19 protein-coding genes are annotated in these 17424 nt (G+C 69.2%); 11 read left to right on the forward strand and 8 right to left on the reverse strand.

The annotated features are described in order from the left end of the window. The first annotated feature begins 72 nt into the window (after nucleotides 1–72). Both DKG75_RS17075 and DKG75_RS17080 read left to right on the forward strand, forming a co-directional pair. Nucleotides 73–1839: a PQQ-dependent methanol/ethanol family dehydrogenase gene (locus DKG75_RS17075; RefSeq protein ID WP_109922392.1), complete on the forward strand. Its 1767-nt coding sequence runs from the start codon at nucleotides 73–75 to the stop codon at nucleotides 1837–1839. A 146-nt stretch (nucleotides 1840–1985) separates the two neighbouring features. Then, the gene (locus DKG75_RS17080; protein ID WP_109922393.1) at nucleotides 1986–2648 is read left to right on the forward strand and encodes a response regulator; all 663 of its coding nucleotides are present in this window, start codon (nucleotides 1986–1988) and stop codon (nucleotides 2646–2648) included. Nucleotides 2649–2668: 20 nt separating this feature from the next. On the opposite strand, the gene DKG75_RS17085 is transcribed toward DKG75_RS17080, so the two are convergent. Next, entirely contained in the window at nucleotides 2669–3442 is a 774-nt protein-coding gene (locus DKG75_RS17085) for an SDR family oxidoreductase (protein ID WP_109922394.1), read from the reverse strand. 104 nt (nucleotides 3443–3546) lie between these two features. Here DKG75_RS17085 and DKG75_RS17090 point away from each other — a divergent pair, with 104 nt between their 5' ends. Beyond that, the gene (locus DKG75_RS17090) at nucleotides 3547–4443 is read left to right on the forward strand and encodes a LysR family transcriptional regulator (RefSeq protein ID WP_109922395.1); all 897 of its coding nucleotides are present in this window, start codon (nucleotides 3547–3549) and stop codon (nucleotides 4441–4443) included. Here the strand turns inward: DKG75_RS17090 and greB are convergent. The 3 genes from greB to DKG75_RS17105 all read right to left on the reverse strand — a co-directional run bounded on the left by greB (nucleotide 4437) and on the right by DKG75_RS17105 (nucleotide 6336). Continuing rightward, nucleotides 4437–4919 carry a transcription elongation factor GreB gene (gene greB / locus DKG75_RS17095; RefSeq protein ID WP_243746388.1) on the reverse strand — a complete coding sequence of 161 codons (483 nt, stop codon included), beginning with the start codon at nucleotides 4917–4919 and terminating at the stop codon, nucleotides 4437–4439. The genes DKG75_RS17090 and greB overlap by 7 nt on opposite strands. 4 nt (nucleotides 4920–4923) lie before the next feature. Continuing rightward, on the reverse strand, nucleotides 4924–5316 hold the full coding sequence (gene panD, locus DKG75_RS17100) for an aspartate 1-decarboxylase (RefSeq protein WP_243746389.1): 393 nt from the start codon (nucleotides 5314–5316) through the stop codon (nucleotides 4924–4926). A 129-nt stretch (nucleotides 5317–5445) separates the two neighbouring features. Continuing rightward, nucleotides 5446–6336 (reverse strand): hypothetical protein, encoded by an 891-nt coding sequence (locus DKG75_RS17105; protein WP_109922398.1) that lies wholly within the window; start codon nucleotides 6334–6336, stop codon nucleotides 5446–5448. A 159-nt stretch (nucleotides 6337–6495) separates the two neighbouring features. On the opposite strand from DKG75_RS17105, the gene def reads away from it, so the two are divergent. The 6 genes from def (at nucleotide 6496) to DKG75_RS17140 (ending at nucleotide 10596) form a co-directional block, all read left to right on the forward strand. Next, complete coding sequence (def, locus tag DKG75_RS17110; RefSeq protein ID WP_109922399.1) at nucleotides 6496–7014, forward strand: peptide deformylase; 519 nt, start codon at nucleotides 6496–6498, stop codon at nucleotides 7012–7014. Nucleotides 7015–7076: 62 nt separating this feature from the next. After that, on the forward strand, nucleotides 7077–7985 hold the full coding sequence (gene fmt / locus DKG75_RS17115; RefSeq protein ID WP_109922400.1) for a methionyl-tRNA formyltransferase: 909 nt from the start codon (nucleotides 7077–7079) through the stop codon (nucleotides 7983–7985). Nucleotides 7986–7993: 8 nt separating this feature from the next. Beyond that, a complete protein-coding gene (gene truA, locus DKG75_RS17120; protein ID WP_109922401.1) occupies nucleotides 7994–8752 on the forward strand; it encodes a tRNA pseudouridine(38-40) synthase TruA in 759 nt (252 codons plus the stop codon). Between the two features lie 70 nt (nucleotides 8753–8822). Further along, entirely contained in the window at nucleotides 8823–9275 is a 453-nt protein-coding gene (locus tag DKG75_RS17125; RefSeq protein WP_109922402.1) for an RcnB family protein, read from the forward strand. Nucleotides 9276–9400: 125 nt separating this feature from the next. Next, on the forward strand, nucleotides 9401–9781 hold the full coding sequence (locus DKG75_RS17130; protein ID WP_109922403.1) for a hypothetical protein: 381 nt from the start codon (nucleotides 9401–9403) through the stop codon (nucleotides 9779–9781). A 308-nt stretch (nucleotides 9782–10089) separates the two neighbouring features. Beyond that, nucleotides 10090–10596 (forward strand): hypothetical protein, encoded by a 507-nt coding sequence (locus DKG75_RS17140; RefSeq protein ID WP_133636658.1) that lies wholly within the window; start codon nucleotides 10090–10092, stop codon nucleotides 10594–10596. A gap of 3 nt (nucleotides 10597–10599) precedes the next feature. Here the strand turns inward: DKG75_RS17140 and dapE are convergent, their stop codons facing one another. The 3 genes from dapE to DKG75_RS17155 are packed head-to-tail and all read right to left on the reverse strand — an operon-like array spanning nucleotide 10600 to nucleotide 13337. Continuing rightward, nucleotides 10600–11784, reverse strand: coding sequence for a succinyl-diaminopimelate desuccinylase (gene dapE / locus DKG75_RS17145; protein ID WP_109922405.1), 1185 nt, complete (start codon nucleotides 11782–11784; stop codon nucleotides 10600–10602). Between the two features lie 10 nt (nucleotides 11785–11794). Further along, entirely contained in the window at nucleotides 11795–12625 is an 831-nt protein-coding gene (dapD, locus tag DKG75_RS17150; RefSeq protein WP_109922406.1) for a 2,3,4,5-tetrahydropyridine-2,6-dicarboxylate N-succinyltransferase, read from the reverse strand. A gap of 52 nt (nucleotides 12626–12677) precedes the next feature. Next, the gene (locus tag DKG75_RS17155) at nucleotides 12678–13337 is read right to left on the reverse strand and encodes a pyrimidine 5'-nucleotidase (RefSeq protein WP_109922407.1); all 660 of its coding nucleotides are present in this window, start codon (nucleotides 13335–13337) and stop codon (nucleotides 12678–12680) included. Nucleotides 13338–13513: 176 nt separating this feature from the next. On the opposite strand from DKG75_RS17155, the gene DKG75_RS17160 reads away from it, so the two are divergent. Together DKG75_RS17160 and DKG75_RS17165 are read left to right on the forward strand one after the other, a co-directional pair. Beyond that, nucleotides 13514–15187, forward strand: coding sequence for a sensor domain-containing diguanylate cyclase (locus DKG75_RS17160; RefSeq protein ID WP_133636660.1), 1674 nt, complete (start codon nucleotides 13514–13516; stop codon nucleotides 15185–15187). After that, nucleotides 15184–16458: a DUF2336 domain-containing protein gene (locus tag DKG75_RS17165; RefSeq protein WP_109922409.1), complete on the forward strand. Its 1275-nt coding sequence runs from the start codon at nucleotides 15184–15186 to the stop codon at nucleotides 16456–16458. The genes DKG75_RS17160 and DKG75_RS17165 overlap by 4 nt, the downstream gene beginning before the upstream one ends. 13 nt (nucleotides 16459–16471) lie before the next feature. Here DKG75_RS17165 and argB read toward each other — a convergent pair whose 3' ends face one another. After that, entirely contained in the window at nucleotides 16472–17419 is a 948-nt protein-coding gene (gene argB / locus DKG75_RS17170) for an acetylglutamate kinase (RefSeq protein ID WP_109922410.1), read from the reverse strand. Nucleotides 17420–17424: the final 5 nt, after the last annotated feature.

The following is a 17424-nucleotide window of genomic DNA, read 5'->3' on the forward strand; positions in this document are numbered from 1 at the left end:
GCGGGATGGGGAGGAATTCCGCGCCTGGCCGGAAAAAGCCCCAAGGGGCACCACGATCTGAGGGAGACTGGGATGGCAACCATATTCAGGCGTTCGGTCGCCGCGGCTGCGCTCGCGGCCGCGACGCTCGGCTTTGCAGGCGCTGGCCTCGCCAAGCCTGTAACCGACAAGGACATTCTCGCCGACGCCGAAACCACCGGCGACGTGCTCACCTATGGCCTCGGCACCGAGGCGCAGCGCTTCAGCCCGCTGGAACTCGTGAACAAGGATACGGTCAAGGGGCTGGTGCCGGTCTGGGCCTTCTCCTTCGGCGGCGAGAAGCAGCGCGGCCAGGAAAGCCAGCCGCTGGTGGTCGACGGCGTCATCTACGTCACCGGTTCCTACAGCCGCATCTGGGCGGTCGACGCCAAGACCGGCAAGGAACTGTGGGAATACAACGCCCGCCTGCCGGACGGCATCATGCCGTGCTGCGACGTCATCAACCGCGGCGCCGCGGTCTATGGCGACAAGGTCTATTTCGGCACGCTGGACGCCAAGATCGTCGCCCTCAACCGTGAAACCGGCAAGGTGGTGTGGTCGAAGGCGATCGAAGACTACAAGGCCGGCTATTCGATCACCAATGCGCCGCTCATCGTCAACGGCATGCTGATCACCGGCGTCGCCGGCGGCGAATTCGGCGTCGTCGGCAAGGTCTATGCCCTCGATGCCGAAACCGGCGAGATGAAGTGGATCCGCCCGGTCATCGAAGGCAACATGGGCACCCGCGACGGCAAGCCCTCGACCATGACCGGGACCAAGAACGCCTCCTGGGAAGGCGACCAGTGGCAGACCGGCGGCGGCGGCACCTGGCTCGGCGGGACCTACGACCCGAAGACCGGCCTGCTGTTCTACGGCACCGGCAACCCGGCGCCGTGGAATTCCTGGCTGCGCCCGGGCGACAACCTCTATTCCGCGTCGCGCCTGGCGATCGACCCGAAGACCGGCGAGATCGTCTGGCACTACCAGACCACGCCGCACGACGGCTGGGACTTCGACGGTGTCAACGAAGCCATTCCCTTCGACCTGAAGGGCGCCGACGGCAAGGTGACGCCGGCCGTCGCCACCGCTGACCGCAACGGCTTCTTCTTCGTGCTCGACCGCGCGACCGGCAAGTTCATCAGCGCCAAGCCCTTCGTCTCCCGCCACGACTGGGCGACGGGCTATGACGACAAGGGCCGGCCGATCTACAATCCGGAATTCCGTCCGGGCAATCCGGCGGCCGGCGGCGGCGCCGACGGCAAGGGCAAGTCGGTGTTCACCGCGCCGTCCTTCCTCGGCGGCAAGAACTGGATGCCGATGGCCTATTCGAAGAAGACCTCGCTCTTCTACATCCCGTCGAACGAATGGGGCATGGACATCTGGAACGAGCCGATCACCTACAAGAAGGGTGCGGCCTATCTCGGTGCCGGCTTCACCATCAAGCCGCTCTACGAGGATCATATCGGCGTGCTGCGCGCGATCGACCCGGCGACCGGCAAGATCAAGTGGGAATACAAGAACCGCGCGCCGCTGTGGGGCGGGGTGCTGACCACCGCCGGTGGCCTGGTGTTCACAGGTACGCCCGAAGGTTACCTGAAGGCTTTCGACGACGAGACCGGCAAGGAACTGTGGAGCTTCAACACCGGTTCCGGCGTGGTGGCGAGCCCGATCACCTGGGACATGGACGGCGAGCAATATGTCGCCGTGGTCTCGGGCTGGGGCGGCGCGGTGCCGCTGTGGGGCGGCGATGTGGCCGAATACGTCAAGAACTTCAACCAGGGCGGCATGCTTTGGGTCTTCAAGCTGCCGAAGAAGTCCTGACGCCGGTCCGACACACTTGCAACCGGGGTGGTTCTGCCACCCCGGCTTTGCCTTTTGTCGGGTTGCCCGCCAACGGCAACATGCGACAATGACGATGGAGACGATCACCCGGCAACGACCGGGTGGCACCCTGGGGGGACCGCCTGATGCTGAAGGTACTGATTGCCGACGACCACCCCTTGTTCCGGGATGCCCTGCACGGGGCGGTGACCGCGGTGCGCGCCGATGCCCTGGTGGTCGAAGCCGCCAGCCTGGCCGGCGTTCTCGACCTCGTGCAGGACGACGACGACCTGGACCTTGCCCTGCTCGACCTGCGCATGCCGGGCATGGACGGCCTGGCCGGCCTCGTCATGCTGCGGAAGGTGAAGCCGGAACTGCCGGTCGCCATCGTCTCGGCGCTGGCCGACGAGGATACGGTCGCGCGCTGCCTCGCCTGCGGTGCGGCGGGTTACATCCCGAAATCGCTGGGACGCGAGAAGATCCGCGCCGCGATCGAGACCGTGCTGGCCGGCGGCATCTTCACCCCCGACGCCGCCCATGTCGCCGCCGCCACCCGGCCGGTGCCCAAGGGCCGCGCCCACGACGAGCCTTTCGCCAAGATCGGCAGCCTGACGCCGCAGCAGATGCGCGTCCTCGAACTGATGGGCGAGGGGCGGCTGAACAAGGAGATCAGCCATATCCTCAGCGTCTCCGAGACGACGGTGAAGGCCCATGTCTCGGCCGTGCTGCACAAGCTCGGGGTCGCCAGCCGGACCCAGGCCGTGCTGGCGCTCCGCCGCATGAAGGAATTGCAGGATGCGGGCGCCTGAGCGGCGCCCGCCCCGCCCCGTCACTTCGTGGTATAGCCGCCGTTGGCGAGGATGGTCTGGCCGGTGATCCACCAGCCGTCCGAGACCAGGAAGCGGATCAGCGGCACGATATCCTCGATATCGGTCAGGCCCTTTTTCGAGAAGGGCGAAAGGGCCGCCGCCGTGCTGTGATAGGCGACCGCCTCCGGCCCTTCCTGGCCGTAGAAGAAGGGCGTGTCCATGGGGCCCGGGCCGACCGCCGTCACCGAAATGCCGCGGGCGCCGAATTCCTTGGCCGCCGCCCGGGTGAAATGCTCGACCGGGGCCTTGGCGCCGGCATAGGAGGCATAGAAGGGCGTGAAAGCGCCGAGCAGGCTGGTGACCAGGGTCAGCAGCTTGCCGTTGTCGGCCAGATGCAGCCCGGCTTCCTTGATGAAGAAGAAGGCGGATTTGGCGTTCACGGCGAACATGTCGTCGTATTCCGCCTCGGAAATCTCCGCGATCGGCTTCTTCAGCACCTTGCCGACGGTGTTGATGGCGATGTCGATCGCGCCCATGGCCGCCTTGGCCTCGGTGAAGAGCGTGGCCACCGCGTCCGCCGTGGTCAGGTCCGCCTGGATCGTGACGGCCTTGGCCCCCGCCGCCTCGACCGCGGCGGCGGTCGCTGCCGCCTCCGCCTCGCTGGCCGGGCTGTTGTAATGGATGGCGACCGCCCGGGCGCCCTGGGCCGCCAGATCGCGTGCGATCAGACCGCCCAGGTTCTTGCCCCCGCCGGCGATCAGAATGGTTTTGCCCTTCAGGCTGTGGTCGGCCATGTCCTGCTCCCAGATTGAGGATGGGGGCAGGATCATCCTTATGAATTCCTGGATAAATCGGGGATTCCTGACATCATTGATCGGGTATCTCGACCAATGATGTCATGGACCGCATCGATCTGTTCCGCATTTTTGCCCGGGTGGTGGAGGGCGGCAGCTTCACCCGCGCCGCCGACAGCCTGCGCCTGCCCCGTTCCACCGTCTCGACCGCGGTGCAGGACCTGGAGGCGCGCCTCGGCGTCCGCCTGCTGCACCGGACGACCCGGCGGGTGACCCCGACCGCCGACGGCACCGCCTTCTACGAGCGCGCGCTCCGCCTGGTCCAGGACATGGAGGAGGCGGAGGGCCTGTTCCGCCAATCGGCGGCGCAGCCGCGCGGGTTGCTGCGGGTGAATGTGCCGGGGCGCATCGGCCGGCGGATGATCGCGCCGGCGCTGCCGGATTTTCTCGACCGCTATCCCGCCATCGACGTCGATCTCGGCGTCACCGACCGGCCGATCGATCTGGTGGGGGAGGGGGTGGATGCGGTGATCCGGGTCGGCCACCTGCCGGATTCGGGGCTGATCGCGCGCACGCTCGGGACCTTGCCCCTGATCAATTGCGCCAGCCCGGCCTATCTCGCCCGCCACGGCGTGCCGATGGCGCCGGGGGATCTCGCCGCCCATGTCGCGGTCAATTACGCTTCGCCGCTCTCGGGCCGGATCGCCGAATGGGAATGCGGGGCGGCGGGCACGGTGACATTGCCGGCGCGGGTCACGGTCAACAGTGCCGAGGCCTATATCGCCTGCTGCCTTGCCGGTCTCGGCCTGATCCAGATCCCGGCCTTCGACGTGCAGGACCATCTCGGCCTCGGCGAATTGGTCGAGGTCATGCCGGACTGGCGGGCGGCGCCCATGCCCATCGCCATTCTCTATCCCCACCGCCATCAGCTGACGCCGCGGCTGCGGGTCTTCGTCGCCTGGATCGAGGCGCTGTTCCGCGCCCGCCTTGCGGTTCAATAGCGGATGGCGACGATTTCCAGGCTTTCCGGGCCCTGGGGGGTCTGCACCGTGACCACGTCGCCCACCTCGGCCTTCAGGAGGGCGCGGGCGACCGGGGAAATCCAGCTGATCTCGCCCTGGTCGGAACGGGCTTCGTCGGTGCCGACGATGCGCACGGTCCTTTCCACGTCGTCGTCGCCGGCATAGGTGACGGTGGCGCCGAAGAAGACCCGGGTCTTCACCTTCTGCTGAGCGGGGTCGACCACCGTCGCCCCTTCCAGGCGCTTGGTCAGGAAGCGCAGGCGGCGGTCGATCTCGCGCAGGCGCTTCTTGCCGTAGAGATAGTCGCCGTTTTCCGACCGGTCGCCGTTGCCGGCGGCCCAGGACACCACCTCGACCACCTTGGGCCGCTCGACGCGGGTCAGGTGGCGCAATTCCTCGGCCAGGCGGGCATAGCCTTCCGGGGTGAGGTAATTCTTCGGGCCGTCGGCGCTCACCGGCTCACTCGGCGGCGCGGGGCCGGCCGGCGGCGGGCTGCACGGCGATCTCGCTCGCGGTCGACTTGATGCGGTTGGCGCCGTCGACATAGACCAGCCTGGCGGCGAAGCCCGGCAGTTCCGCCTCCTCGACCTCGACATAGGCGGCGATGATCAGGATGTCGTTCTTCTGCGCCATGCGCGCGGCGGCGCCGTTCAGCGAGATGACGCCCGAGCCGCGCTCCGCCCGGATGACATAGGTCGAGAAGCGCGCCCCGTTGTTGACATTGTAGATGTCGATCTTCTGCAAGGGCAGCAGGCCAGAGGCTTCGAGCAGGTCGTCGTCGATGGCGCAGGAACCCTCGTAGTCCAGCTCGCAATGGGTGACGCTGACCCGGTGCAGCTTGGCTTGCAGCATGGTGCGGCGCATATCCTCATACTCCCGGCCGTGATCCCTCGCCCCCGGTCTTGCTGCCGGGGGCGGCGGACCTCGTAACATCCATGCGGCAGGGTGACAAGCGCCTCCGTCCCGGCCGCCCTCCGGGGCTCAGTCGCCGCAGGCGGCTTTGTCGATGATCAAGGTGCCGATCGCCGTGCCGTCGGGCTTGAGGTAATGGTCGCTGATGGTGCCGCCCGCCCGGACCATGGCGCGCAGAAAGGGCTCGCTGCAGACGGTGAGGGTGCTGATCTTCTTGAATTGCGCGGTCATCTTGAAACCGCCCAGGGTGACGGTGAGGTCGCGGTCCACGCGCGGGCCCGCGATCTCGATCCTGGTGATCGACGTATAGGGGTCGATTTCATAGGGAATGGGCACTTCGGCAAAGACGGCCTCCGTCACCGCGTCCAGCCCGTGCTTCTGGATGAGGGCGTCCGCCTCGGTGGTGTCGACTTCGGCTGCCGCCGTCTCCATCGGTGCCACCAGCTGGTATTGGGCGTAGCCGGCGGCGGCGGCAAAGGCGGCGAACAGGCCGAAGCCGATCGCCACCCCCTTGTAGCCGCGGAGCAAGGCCGGCGCCGTATCCGGCCCGGGCTTGGTCATCTCGCCCGATTTCGCGAAGACCAGCCACAGGTTGGCGAGCGGGATGAAGGCATAGGGCACGAGCGTATTGTTGCCGCGGATGTCGCGGGAACGGGCGGCGGCAACCCTATAGTAGAAGATCCCGGCCGCGGCATAGGCCAGGCATTGGCCGAGGATCAGGATCCAGAAATTTCCCTGCGCGATCAGGGAGGAACTCCAGAGCCAGGTGAATTGCAGAAGGCCCAAGGGGAGGTAGATCACCCCCGACCAGGCGAAAAAGGGGGCGCGGCCGACGATATCGACGTCCTTCCGGAAAAGGACGGCGCCGATCCCCCCGCCGACGGCCATGGCGACCGTCAACAGAAAGCTCATGGCCCGTTCGCCGGAGTTGGCCAGGCCAAGGGCCCATTCTTCAAGCATCACAATCTCCCCGCAGGTTCGCGATGAAGAATACAAACATGAATTGTTTTTCGCCAGCGCCTGTAATCCCCGATGACAGGGCACCCATGCCCCACCTGAAGCGCCGCCCTGCATCCGGGGCCGCTTGACGCCGGCGGGCGGACGTCATACCTGTCAGCCATGGCTATCCGTCCCATCCTCATCGCGCCCGATCCGCGCCTCAAGCAGAAGTCGACCCCGGTCGAGGCTTTCGATGCCGACCTGCAGGGCCTGATCGACGACATGTTCGAGACCATGTACGACGCACCGGGCATCGGCCTGGCCGCGATCCAGGTCGGCGTGCCGAAACGCCTGCTGGTCATCGATCTGGCGCGCGAGGACGAGGACAAGGCGCCCCGCGTCTTCATCAATCCCGAGATCACCTGGAAGTCGGACGAAGAGATTTCGACCTACGAGGAAGGCTGTCTCTCGGTGCCGGAGCAATATGCCGAGGTGCAGCGCCCGGCCCGGGTGCGGGTGTCCTATCTCGACCGCGAGGGCAAGGCCCATGAGGACGAGATGGACGGCCTGCTCGCCACCTGCATCCAGCACGAGATGGACCATCTCGAAGGCGTGCTCTTCGTCGATCACCTGTCCTTTGCCCGGCGCGGCATGCTGATGCGCAAGCTGGCCAAGGCGCGGAAGTTCGCCAAGGCCTGAACCGCCCGGGCTTCCGCCGCGAGGAGTTTCCCGTGGCTGTTCAACCTCTCCGCCTTGCCTTCATGGGCACGCCCGGTTTCGCGGTGCCGACCCTGAAGGCCGTGCTGGCCGCCGGCCACGAGATCGCCGCCGTCTACAGCCAGCCGCCGCGCCCGGCCAACCGGGGACACAGGCTCACGCCCTCGCCGGTCCATCAGGCCGCCGAGGCGGCGGGTATTCCCGTGTTCACGCCGAAAAGCCTGCGCGACCCCGCCGAACAGCAGGCTTTCGCCGCTCTCGGCCTCGATGCCGCGGTGGTCGTCGCCTATGGCCTGATCCTGCCGGCGGCGGTGCTGTGGGCGCCCAGGCTCGGCTGTTTCAACCTTCATGCCTCGCTGCTGCCGCGCTGGCGCGGCGCCGCCCCGATCCAGCGCGCGCTCTGGGCCGGGGACGAGGAAACCGGCATCGCCGTCATGGCCATGTCGGAAGGGCTGGACGAAGGCCCGATCGTGCTCGAGGAACGGGTCGAGATCGGCCCGGACGAGACCGCGGGCACCCTGCACGACCGCCTTGCCGCCCTGGGCGGGCCCCTGATGGTCGACGGTCTGGCCCTGGTCGCCAGCGGCCGCGTCACCCCCCGGCCCCAGGCGGCGGAGGGGGTGACCTATGCCCGCAAGATCGCCAAGGATGATGCCCGCATCGATTTCGCCCAAGGGGCGGAAGCGGTGGATTGCCAGATCCGGGCCCTCTCGCCCGCCCCCGGCGCCTTCGCCGACATCGAGGGCGAGCGCTGCAAGATCCTGCGCGCCGAACCCCTGCCCGAGGTGGCCCACGGCCAGGCCCCCGGCACCGTGCTGGACGAGCGCCTGACCATCGCCTGCGGCCAGGGGGCGATCCGGCCCCTGCTGGTGCAGCGCCCCGGCCGGGGCGCGGTCGCCGTCGCCGATCTCCTGCGCGGCTTCGCCGTGCCGGCGGGCACCGTTCTCGGCTGAGGGCGGCCATGCCGCGCTATCGCCTGCTGATCGAATATGACGGCGCCGCCTTCCTCGGCTGGCAGCGCCAGGAAACCGGCCTGCCCAGCGTGCAGGGCGCGATCGAGACCGCGGCCGCGGTCCTGAACGACGGCATCGCCCCCCTGGTCCATGGCGCCGGGCGCACGGATTCCGGCGTCCATGCCAGCGGCCAGGTGGGCCATCTCGATCTCGACCGGGTGATCGGCGGGCAGAACCTGCGGGATGCGCTGAATTTCCACCTGAAGGACATGCCGGTGGTCATCCTGGAGGCCAGCCCGGTACGCGAGACATTCCACGCCCGGTTCTCGGCCACCGCCCGGCATTATCGCTACCGCATTCTCAACCGCCGGGCGCCGCCGGCGCTCGACCTCGGCCGGGTCTGGCACGTGCCCCATCTGCTCGATGCCGGGGCGATGCAGGCGGCGGCGGACGTCCTGGCCGGCACCCATGATTTTTCCAGTTTCCGCGCCACCGAATGCCAGGCCAAATCGCCGGTCAAGACCCTGGACCGCCTGAAGGTCGAACGCGCCGGCGACGAGATCCATGTCTATGCCGATGCCCGCTCGTTCCTGCACAATCAGGTGCGGATCATGGTCGGGACCCTGCGCCTCGCCGGCGACGGCCGCTGGTCGCCGGCGGATGTGGCCGCGGCCCTGGCCGCCCGCGACCGGGTCGCCGCCGGCCCGACCGCGCCGGCCCAGGGCCTGGTGCTGACCGGCGTCGACTATGACGATTGGGGCGACTGACGGGCAGGGGCGCAGGAGCCCGGCCCCCGCCGTCGTTCAAGGCTTTGACGCAATGAGGGGAGACCCGCGCATGAAGGGCTTGTCGCGCCGTGCCCTGGTGCTGTTCCTGGCCGTGCTCGGGCCGGGGGCGGCTTTGGCGGCCCAGCCGTCCGCCGAACCGGCATCGCCCCGGCGCGATCCGCCGCGGCGGGACACCGGGCGCGCCGCCCCCGGCCGGCCGAGCGCGCCGCGCCCCGCCGCCGGCCACGATCCCATCCGTCTCGACGACCGCCAGCGCGACGCGCTGCGCCATTGGCAGGACAGGCACCCCGGCTGGCAGCGGCCCGTCCCGGGCGAGGTGGCGCGCGGGGTCGCGGTCCATGCCGGGCTGCCGCCCGGCCACTACCGTCCGCCGCCGTCCGGCCTCGTCGACCTGCTGCCGCGCCCGCCGGCCGGGCATGCCTATTTCGCCGTCGGCGGCGACGTGGTGCTGGCGGTGATCGCCACCGGCATCATCGTCCAGATCGTCCTGGCCGGGTCCTGACGGCGGAATCGGGCGGCGAAATGACGAAGCGGCGCAGGGATCGGGAACCCCGGCGCCCCGGCCGCGTTGTGGATGGCATGATGACATGCGATTCGGTCACGGCGGCACGGGGAAGGGACAGGGGCATGCGCCGCCTGGCCGCGGCGCTTTGCGTCGGCCTGGCGCTGTCGCTGGCGCCCATGGCTGCCGGCGGCACCTCGGCCGAGACGGTGGCCGCCCGGGTGCCGGCGCCCGGTTTTTCCACGACCGAGCGCCAGCTCATCGCCAATTATTTCCTGCGCCATGACGGCCACCTGATCGACCTCTCCCCCGGCCAGCGCCGGCAGCTGGTGAACAAGGGGCGCGTGCCGCCGGGGATCGCCCGCAAGGCCCTGCCCGGCGACCTGCTGGCGCTTCTGTCGCCCGCCCCGGCCGGCCTCGACCGCGTCATGGTCGGGCCCGACGTCCTGCTGGTCGAGGCCGCGAGCGGCCTGATCGTCGATATCCTGCGCGACGTCGTCCGCTGAGGTTGCCGCGCCGCTTCGATCGCCCGGACGGCAGCTTGATGCATGCCGAGGTCGGCATCGACGACAGCGTGATCATGATCGGCGGCGGCGCGACCGGGGCCCGCTCCGCGGGCGCCCTGTCCATGTCCATGTCGCGGATGTCGAGGCGGTCTACCGGCGCGCCCTGGCCCATGGCGCCGTCCCGGCGCGGGCCCCGGCGCGACGGCGCGCCGGCCATGCCTGGTGGCTCGCGTCGGTCTGAGATCGGCGCGGAACCGCCGGCCCGGCGCCGGGTTTATTCATCAGTTGGCAACGGATGGACGACGCCCATGTCTATCGGTAAATCACTTCTCGTCGCGGGTCTGGTGACGGCGCTGCTGGCGCCGGCGGCGACCGCCTTCGCCCGCGATCGCGATCGCGATCATGACGATTACGGCCGCCGCGGCGGCTATTACGACGACGACCGCCGCGGGCCGCCGCCGCGCCATCCGGGTTATGCCCGCGGTTACGACCGCGGCTATGACCGGGGTTACGATCGCGGTTACGACCGCGGCTATGACGACGGTGCGCGCTTCTCCGACCGCGACCGGCCGCGCTTCCGCCGCTGGCACGACCGCTATCCGACCTATTACCAGCCGGTGCCGCCGCGCTACTATGTGGCGCCGGTCCGCGGCGGCTACCTGCCGCGCGGCTATTACCGGCCGCTGCCGCCGCCCATGATCGCCGAGCTGCGGCCGCTGCCCCGGGGCTACGGCTATTATTCGATCGGCGCCGATGTCGTGGTCGCGGCGGTCGCCACCGGTCTCATCCTGGATGTGATCCTCGGCGGGCGCTAAAAATCAGCCGCGCGGCGTCCGGAAGAAGCGCCGCAGCATGCCGTGATAGATCCGGGTCAGGCGCTCCAGGTCCTCGACCCGGACCTTCTCGTCGGCCTTGTGCATGGTCTCGCCCACCAGGCCGAATTCCATCACCGGGCAATAGCGCGCGATGAAGCGCGCGTCCGAGGTGCCGCCGCTGGTCGACAGTTCCGGCACTTTTCCGGTTACCTCCTCGACCGCCTCGGCGACGACGGCGCTCAATTCGCCCGGCTCGGTCAGGAAGGCTTCGCCCGAGGTCCGGGTCTCGAGTTCGTAGGGCACGCCGGTGGCGTCCAGCGCGCGGCGCACCAGGGCGTCCAGCGAGGCGCCGGTATGGCGGTCGTTGAAGCGGATGTTGAAGCGCGCCGTCGCCACCCGGGGGATCACATTGGTCGCGGGATTACCGACGTCGACGGTGGTGATCTCGAGGTTCGAGGGCTGGAAATGCCCGGTGCCGTCGTCGAGATGCAGGGCATCGAGGGCGGCGAGCAGGCGCACCAGCTTCGGCACCGGATTGTCGGCGAGATGGGGATAGGCGACATGGCCCTCCACCCCGGTCACCGTGATCGTGCCGTTGATCGAGCCGCGCCGGCCGATCTTCGCCATGTCGCCGAGGGCGCGGGGGTTGGTCGGCTCCCCGACCACGCAGGCGTGCCAGACCTCGCCCCGGGCGGACAGGGTTTCCAGCATCTTCACCGTGCCGTTGACGGCCGGGCCTTCCTCGTCGCCGGTGATCAGCAGCGAGATGGCGCCGCCGCGCGGCACCCGTCCGTTGTGATCGGCGAGGAAGTGGCTGGCGGCGGCGGTGAAGCAGGCGATCGCCGCCTTCATGTCGGCGGCGCCGCGGCCGATCAGCCAGCCCTGGTCGAGGGTGGCGGCGAAGGGATCGACGGTCCAGCGGTTGCGCTCGCCGACCGGGACCACATCCGTATGGCCGGCAAAGCAGAAATGCGGCCCGGCGCCCGAACCGTCGCCGATCCGGGCATAGAGATTGTCGATATCGGGGGTGCCGGCCTCGGCGAAGGGCAGGTGTTCGACGGTGAAGCCCAGGCCCTTCAGCACCCCGCCGAGGGTGTCGAGCGCGCCGGCATCGGCCGGGGTAACACTCGGGCAGCGGATCAGTTCGATCGCCAGCGGCAGGGCGTCGAGGACCGGGGGCTTCACCATGATCGGGCCGTCAGTCGCGCAGCAGTTCGTTGATCGAGGTCTTGGAGCGGGTCTGCGCATCGACACGCTTCACGATCACGGCGGCATAGAGGCCGGGCTCGCCCGGGGCCTTGCCGGGGATGGTGCCGGGCACCACCACCGAATAGGCGGGCACGCGGCCGCGGAACACTTCGCCCGTGGCGCGGTCGACGATCTTGGTCGAGGCGCCGATATAGACCCCCATGGAGAGCACGGAACCGGTCTCGACCACCACGCCCTCGGCCACTTCGGCGCGGGCGCCGATGAAGCAATTGTCCTCGATCACCACCGGGCCGGCCTGCAGGGGTTCCAGCACGCCGCCGATGCCGGCGCCGCCCGAAATGTGGCAATTGGCGCCGATCTGGGCGCAGGAACCGACGGTCGCCCAGGTGTCGATCATCGTGCCCTTGGCGACATGGGCGCCGACATTGACGAAGCTCGGCATCAGGACGACGCCGGGCGCGATATAGGCGGACCGGCGGACGAAGCAGCCGGGCACGGCGCGGAAACCGGCGGCCTTGAACTGGTTGTCGCCCCAGCCCTCGAACTTGCCGGGCACCTTGTCGAACCAGGTGCCGTGGCCGGGGCCGCCGGGGACGGCGACCGAATCGTTCAGGCGGAAGGACAGCAGTACCGCCTTCTTCAGCCATTGGTTCACCACCCAGCCGTCGGCCGTCGGCTCGGCGACGCGGACGGTGCCACCGTCGAGCAGGTCCAGGGCCTGTTCCACCGCCGTGCGCACGGGGCCCGTGGTCGCGGCGCTGATGCCGTCGCGGGCGTCCCAGGCGGCTTCGATCGCGGTTTCCAGTTCCTTCAAGGCCATGTCGCTACTCCCAGCATGAATTTCCGGGACATTAGGGGGCCTTGCCCCGATGTCAACCGATCGCGCCAAGGAAGGCGGCCAGGTCGTCGGCGACATGGTGGATATGGTCGCCCTGGCCCTCGGCGCCCCAGTCGGTGCCGTTCGGGATCCAGACCGTGGCCATGCCGAGATCGGCCGCCGGCCGCAGGTTGCGGGCCATGTCCTCGACCATGGTGGCGCGGGCGGGATCGATGCCGAGGTCCGCCAGCATGGTGCGATAGGGGCCGATCTCGGGCTTGGGCGTGAAGCCGGCGGCGACGATGTCGAAGACCCCGTCGAAATGCCCGGCGATGCCGAGGCGGGCCAGCACATTGCCGGCATGGGCGGCGGAACCGTTGGTGAAGATCACCTTCCGCCCCGGCAGGGCGGCAAGCACGCCGTCGAGCGCCGGGGCGCCGTCGAGGGGGGCGAGGTCGATATCGTGAACGAAGGCGAGGAAATCATGGGGATCGACGCCGTGATCGACCATCAGCCCCTTCATGGTCGTACCGTGGGCGTGGAACAGCCGGGTCTTGAGGGCGCGGGCGGCCTCGTCGTCCAACCCCAGGTGGCGGCGGATATAGGAGCGCATCTTCGCCTCGATCTGGTCGAACAGACGGCAGGAGGCGGGATATAGCGTGTTGTCGAGATCGAAGACCCAGGTCTCGGTCCGGGCAAGGCGTCGGTCGGGCATGGCCGGAGAGTGGCGGCAAGCCCCCGCCCTGGCAAGGGCGATTGAGCGAATTCCCCTGGCAAGGGTGATCGAACGAATTCCCTGGCGGCGCCGTCAACCAAATCTTGAGAAAACCGCATTAGGCTGGGATTGGAAGCCCTTCGAGGTGTGACGTGTTGGCGGTGATGGCGAAGGATATGGCGGACGACAGGCAGAGGGGGCAGGGCGCGGGCGGCGGCGCCGTGCTCGACCGGCTGGTCGATACCTATCCCGGCCCGGCCCTCATCGTCGGCCAGGGCATCCGCGTGGTCGAGGCGAACGAGGATGCGCGGGTGCTTGTCGTCGCTCTCCGCGCCGGCCACCCGGGCCTGATCGACCTGATCGAGCGCGCCCGCCACGGCAATGCCGGGCGCAAGGCGGAGATCCTGCTCGAACAGCGCTATCTGTTCGAGGTCAGCGCCATGCCGATCGGCGCTGCCGTGCTGCTGATGGGCCGCGACGTGACCGAGGAACGCCTCGTCCTGCTGCGCCAGACCGAAGCGGTGGAGCGTTTCGCCGACATCATCGCCTGTTCCCCCGATTTCTGCTTCGAAACCGACCGTGACGGCCGCTTCCTGTTCTGCGCGCCGGACCTGATGTTCGGCTATCGGACCGCGCGCCTGGTCGGCCGCCAGGCGCTCGACCTGCTCGATCCGGAATGGCTGGCGGGGCGGCCCGATCCCTTCGTCGCCGACCAGCCGGTGCAGGATGCGGAAATCTGGCTGGTCGGCGATGACGGCACCCGGATCTCGGCGCAATTGTCCGCCCGCCCGGTGGTGGACGAGGCCGGCCATGTCGTCGGCTTGCGCGGTGTGGTCCGCGATGCCTCCGCCGCCAGGGCGCGGGAAACGGCCCTGACCCTGGCCCTCGACCGGGAACGGCTGCGCGGCGCCGTGGTCGCGGCCATGCGCGGCGAGGGCGGGCCGGAACGGGCCATCCGCGTCGCCGCCGAAGCCTCGCTCGCCACGCTGCACGGCGCCGGCGTCATCGTGCTGGCGCGCGACGAGGCGGGCGCCATGCTGCCCATCCTGCACCTCGGTGCCGTGCCGGCGGCGGCGATCGCCGCGGTCACGGCGGATGTCGCCGCCATCTGCGCCCAGGGTCAGGTCGTCGGCCGGGTCGAGACGCGGCCGGTGGGCGATCACTCGGCCCTGATCGCCATCGCCGCGGAAAGCGGCCTGCCGATCGGCGCCCTCGTCCTGCTGCGCCAGGGGCAATCGCCCTGGCAGGGCGTGCAGGCCGGGATTCTCGGCACCGTCGCCGACCAGCTCGGCTTCGCGCTGGGGATTCGGGACCGGGTGGCGCAATTGCAGCGCCAGTCGCGGATCGACGTGCTGACCGGCCTGATGAATCGCCGTGCCTTCGAGGCCGACATGCCGGGCCTGCTGCGCCGGGCCGGCCGGGACGGGGCGGGCGGCGCCCTGCTGCTGATCGATCTCGATGAATTCAAGCCACTGAACGACCGTTACGGCCATGCCGTGGGCGACCAGGTGCTGCAAGGCCTCGGCCGCTATTTCACCGAGGGCTTGCGCCCCGGCGACAGCGCCGCGCGGCTGGGCGGCGATGAATTCGCCATCTGGCTGCCCGGGCTCGGCGGGGCCGCCGCCTTCGAGCGGGCCGCGCTCCTGCATGACCTCCCCGACCGGCTGGAACGGGAATTCCGCCTGCCGGACTTCGGCCTCGGCATGTCGATCGGCATCGGCATTCTGGCCGCCGGCAGCGACGAAACCCTGGACCGGCTGATGGCGCGGACCGATGCCGCGCTCTATCGCGCCAAGGCCGGCGGCCGCAACCGCGCCGAACTGGCGGCGCCCGAGGAGCGGCGCCCATGATCAGACGCATTTTCGGCCGCCGCGCCGGCAAGGCCGATCCGCTGCCCTATGAGGAACAGAAGTCCCGCCTGGAAAGCGGCGCCGCCGACCGCCGGGCGCTGGCCGGGCGCGAGGATACGCGGCCGGAAATCCTCTACTACCTTGCCGACGACACGGATGCGCGGGTGCGCAAGGCGGTGGCGGCCAACCCGGCGACGCCCCATCAGGCCGACCGCCGCCTGACCGCCGATGTCGACGACGAGGTGCGCTGCGAACTGGCGCGCAAGGTCGCCCGCCTGCTGCCCGACCTGCCCCCGGGCGAACAGGACCGCCTGCGCGACCGGGTGATCGAACTGATCGAGGTCCTGGCCCGCGACCAATTGCCCGCGGTGCGCCGCATCCTGGCGGACGAGCTGAAATCCAGCCGCCATGTCCCGAAGCCGATCGTCCAGCGCCTGGCCCGCGATCTCGATCTCATCGTCGCGGCGCCGATCCTCGAATATTCCCCGCTGCTCGGCGACGAGGACCTGTTGGAAATCATCGCCACCTGCCGGGTCGAGGGGGCTTTGGCCGCCATCTCGCGCCGGCGCGACCTGCCGGCCAATATATCCGAGGCGATCGTCGCCACCCTCGACATTCCGGCGGTGGCGTCCCTGCTGGCCAATCCCAACGCGGCGCTGCGCGAAGAAGTGCTCGATCAGGTGATCGACGCCGCCGCCTCGGTCGAAGCCTGGCACCAGCCCCTGGTGCTCAGGACCGAATTGTCCATGCGGGCGATCCGGCGCATCGCCGGCTTCGTCGCCTCGTCCCTGGTCGACCAGCTGATGGCGCGCAGCGACCTGGACGAGGAAACCGCGGTCACCCTGGCCCGTCGTGTGCGCGAGAGGGTCGCCCAGGGCCAGCACGAGGATACGCAGGACAGTTTCGACGACCTGCTGCGCCATCTCGCCGATCTGCACCGGCGCAGCATTCTCGACGAGACCATGATCGACGAGGCGATCGACGCCGGCCGGCGCGATTTCGTCATCGCCGCCCTTTGCGTCTGTTCCCGGCTGGCCCCGGCGGCGGTGCGCCAGGTGCTCGGCTCGCGCATGGCGAAGCCGGTGGTGGCCCTGGTCTGGCAGGCGGGCTTGTCCATGCGCCTCGCGGTCAAGGTGCAGCGCCAGCTCGCCCTGATCCCGCAAAGCGCGATCCTGCATGCCCGGGGCGGCACGGCCTATCCGCTCAGCCCCGACGAAATGACCTGGCACCTGGAATTCTTCGCCCTGGAGCCGCGCGGTCCAGGGCGATAGCGTCAGGGCCGGTTCAGCCGGCCTTGGCGCCTTCGATCAGGGTGCCGGCGCCATGGGCGGTGAAGGTTTCGAGCAGCAGGCCGTGGGGCGTGCGGCCGTCCAGGATCACCGCCGCCTCGACGCCGTTGTCGACCGCATCGAGGCAGGTCTCGACCTTGGGGATCATGCCGCCGTGGATGGTGCCGTCGGCGATCAGGGCGCGGGCCTGTTCCGCGCTCATGCGGTCGATCAGCTTGCCGTCCTTGTCGAGCACGCCCGGCACGTCGGTCAGCAGCAGGAAGCGCGATGCCCGCATGGCCGAGGCGATGGCGCCCGCCGCGGTATCCGCATTGATGTTGAAGGTATGGCCGTCGGCGCTGATGCCGATCGGGGCCACCACCGGGATGAAGTCCGACCGCTCGAAGAGATAGAGCACGCGGGGGTCGACCGATTCCGGCTCGCCCACGAAGCCGTAGTCGAGCACTTTCTCGATGTTCGAATCCGGGTCGCGCTTGGTCTTGGTCAGCTTGCGGGCGCGGATCAGCGGGCCGTCCTTGCCGGAAATGCCGATGGCATTGCCGCCCGCGGCATTGATGGCGCCGACGATCTGCTTGTTGATCGAGCCGGCCAGCACCATTTCGACCACTTCGACCGCCGGCTGGTCGGTCACGCGCAGGCCGTCGATGAAGGTCGACTTGATCGACAGGCGTTCCAGCATCTTGCCGATCTGCGGCCCGCCGCCGTGAACCACGATCGGGTTGATGCCGACCTGCTTCAGCAGGACGATGTCCTTGGCGAAGGCCTGGCCCGCCGCATCGTCGCCCATGGCATGGCCGCCGTATTTGACGACGAAGGTACTGTCGGCATAGCGCCGCATGAAGGGCAGCGCTTCCGTGATCGTGGCCGCCGTGTGCAGCCAGCGGGTGCGCAGCTTCAGGTCGGGGCGGTCGGAGGCACTGGCGGTCTCGGGCTTGTCGCTCATCACGG

Source organism: Zavarzinia compransoris, assembly GCF_003173055.1.
Classification (GTDB): Bacteria; Pseudomonadota; Alphaproteobacteria; order Zavarziniales; family Zavarziniaceae; genus Zavarzinia; species Zavarzinia compransoris.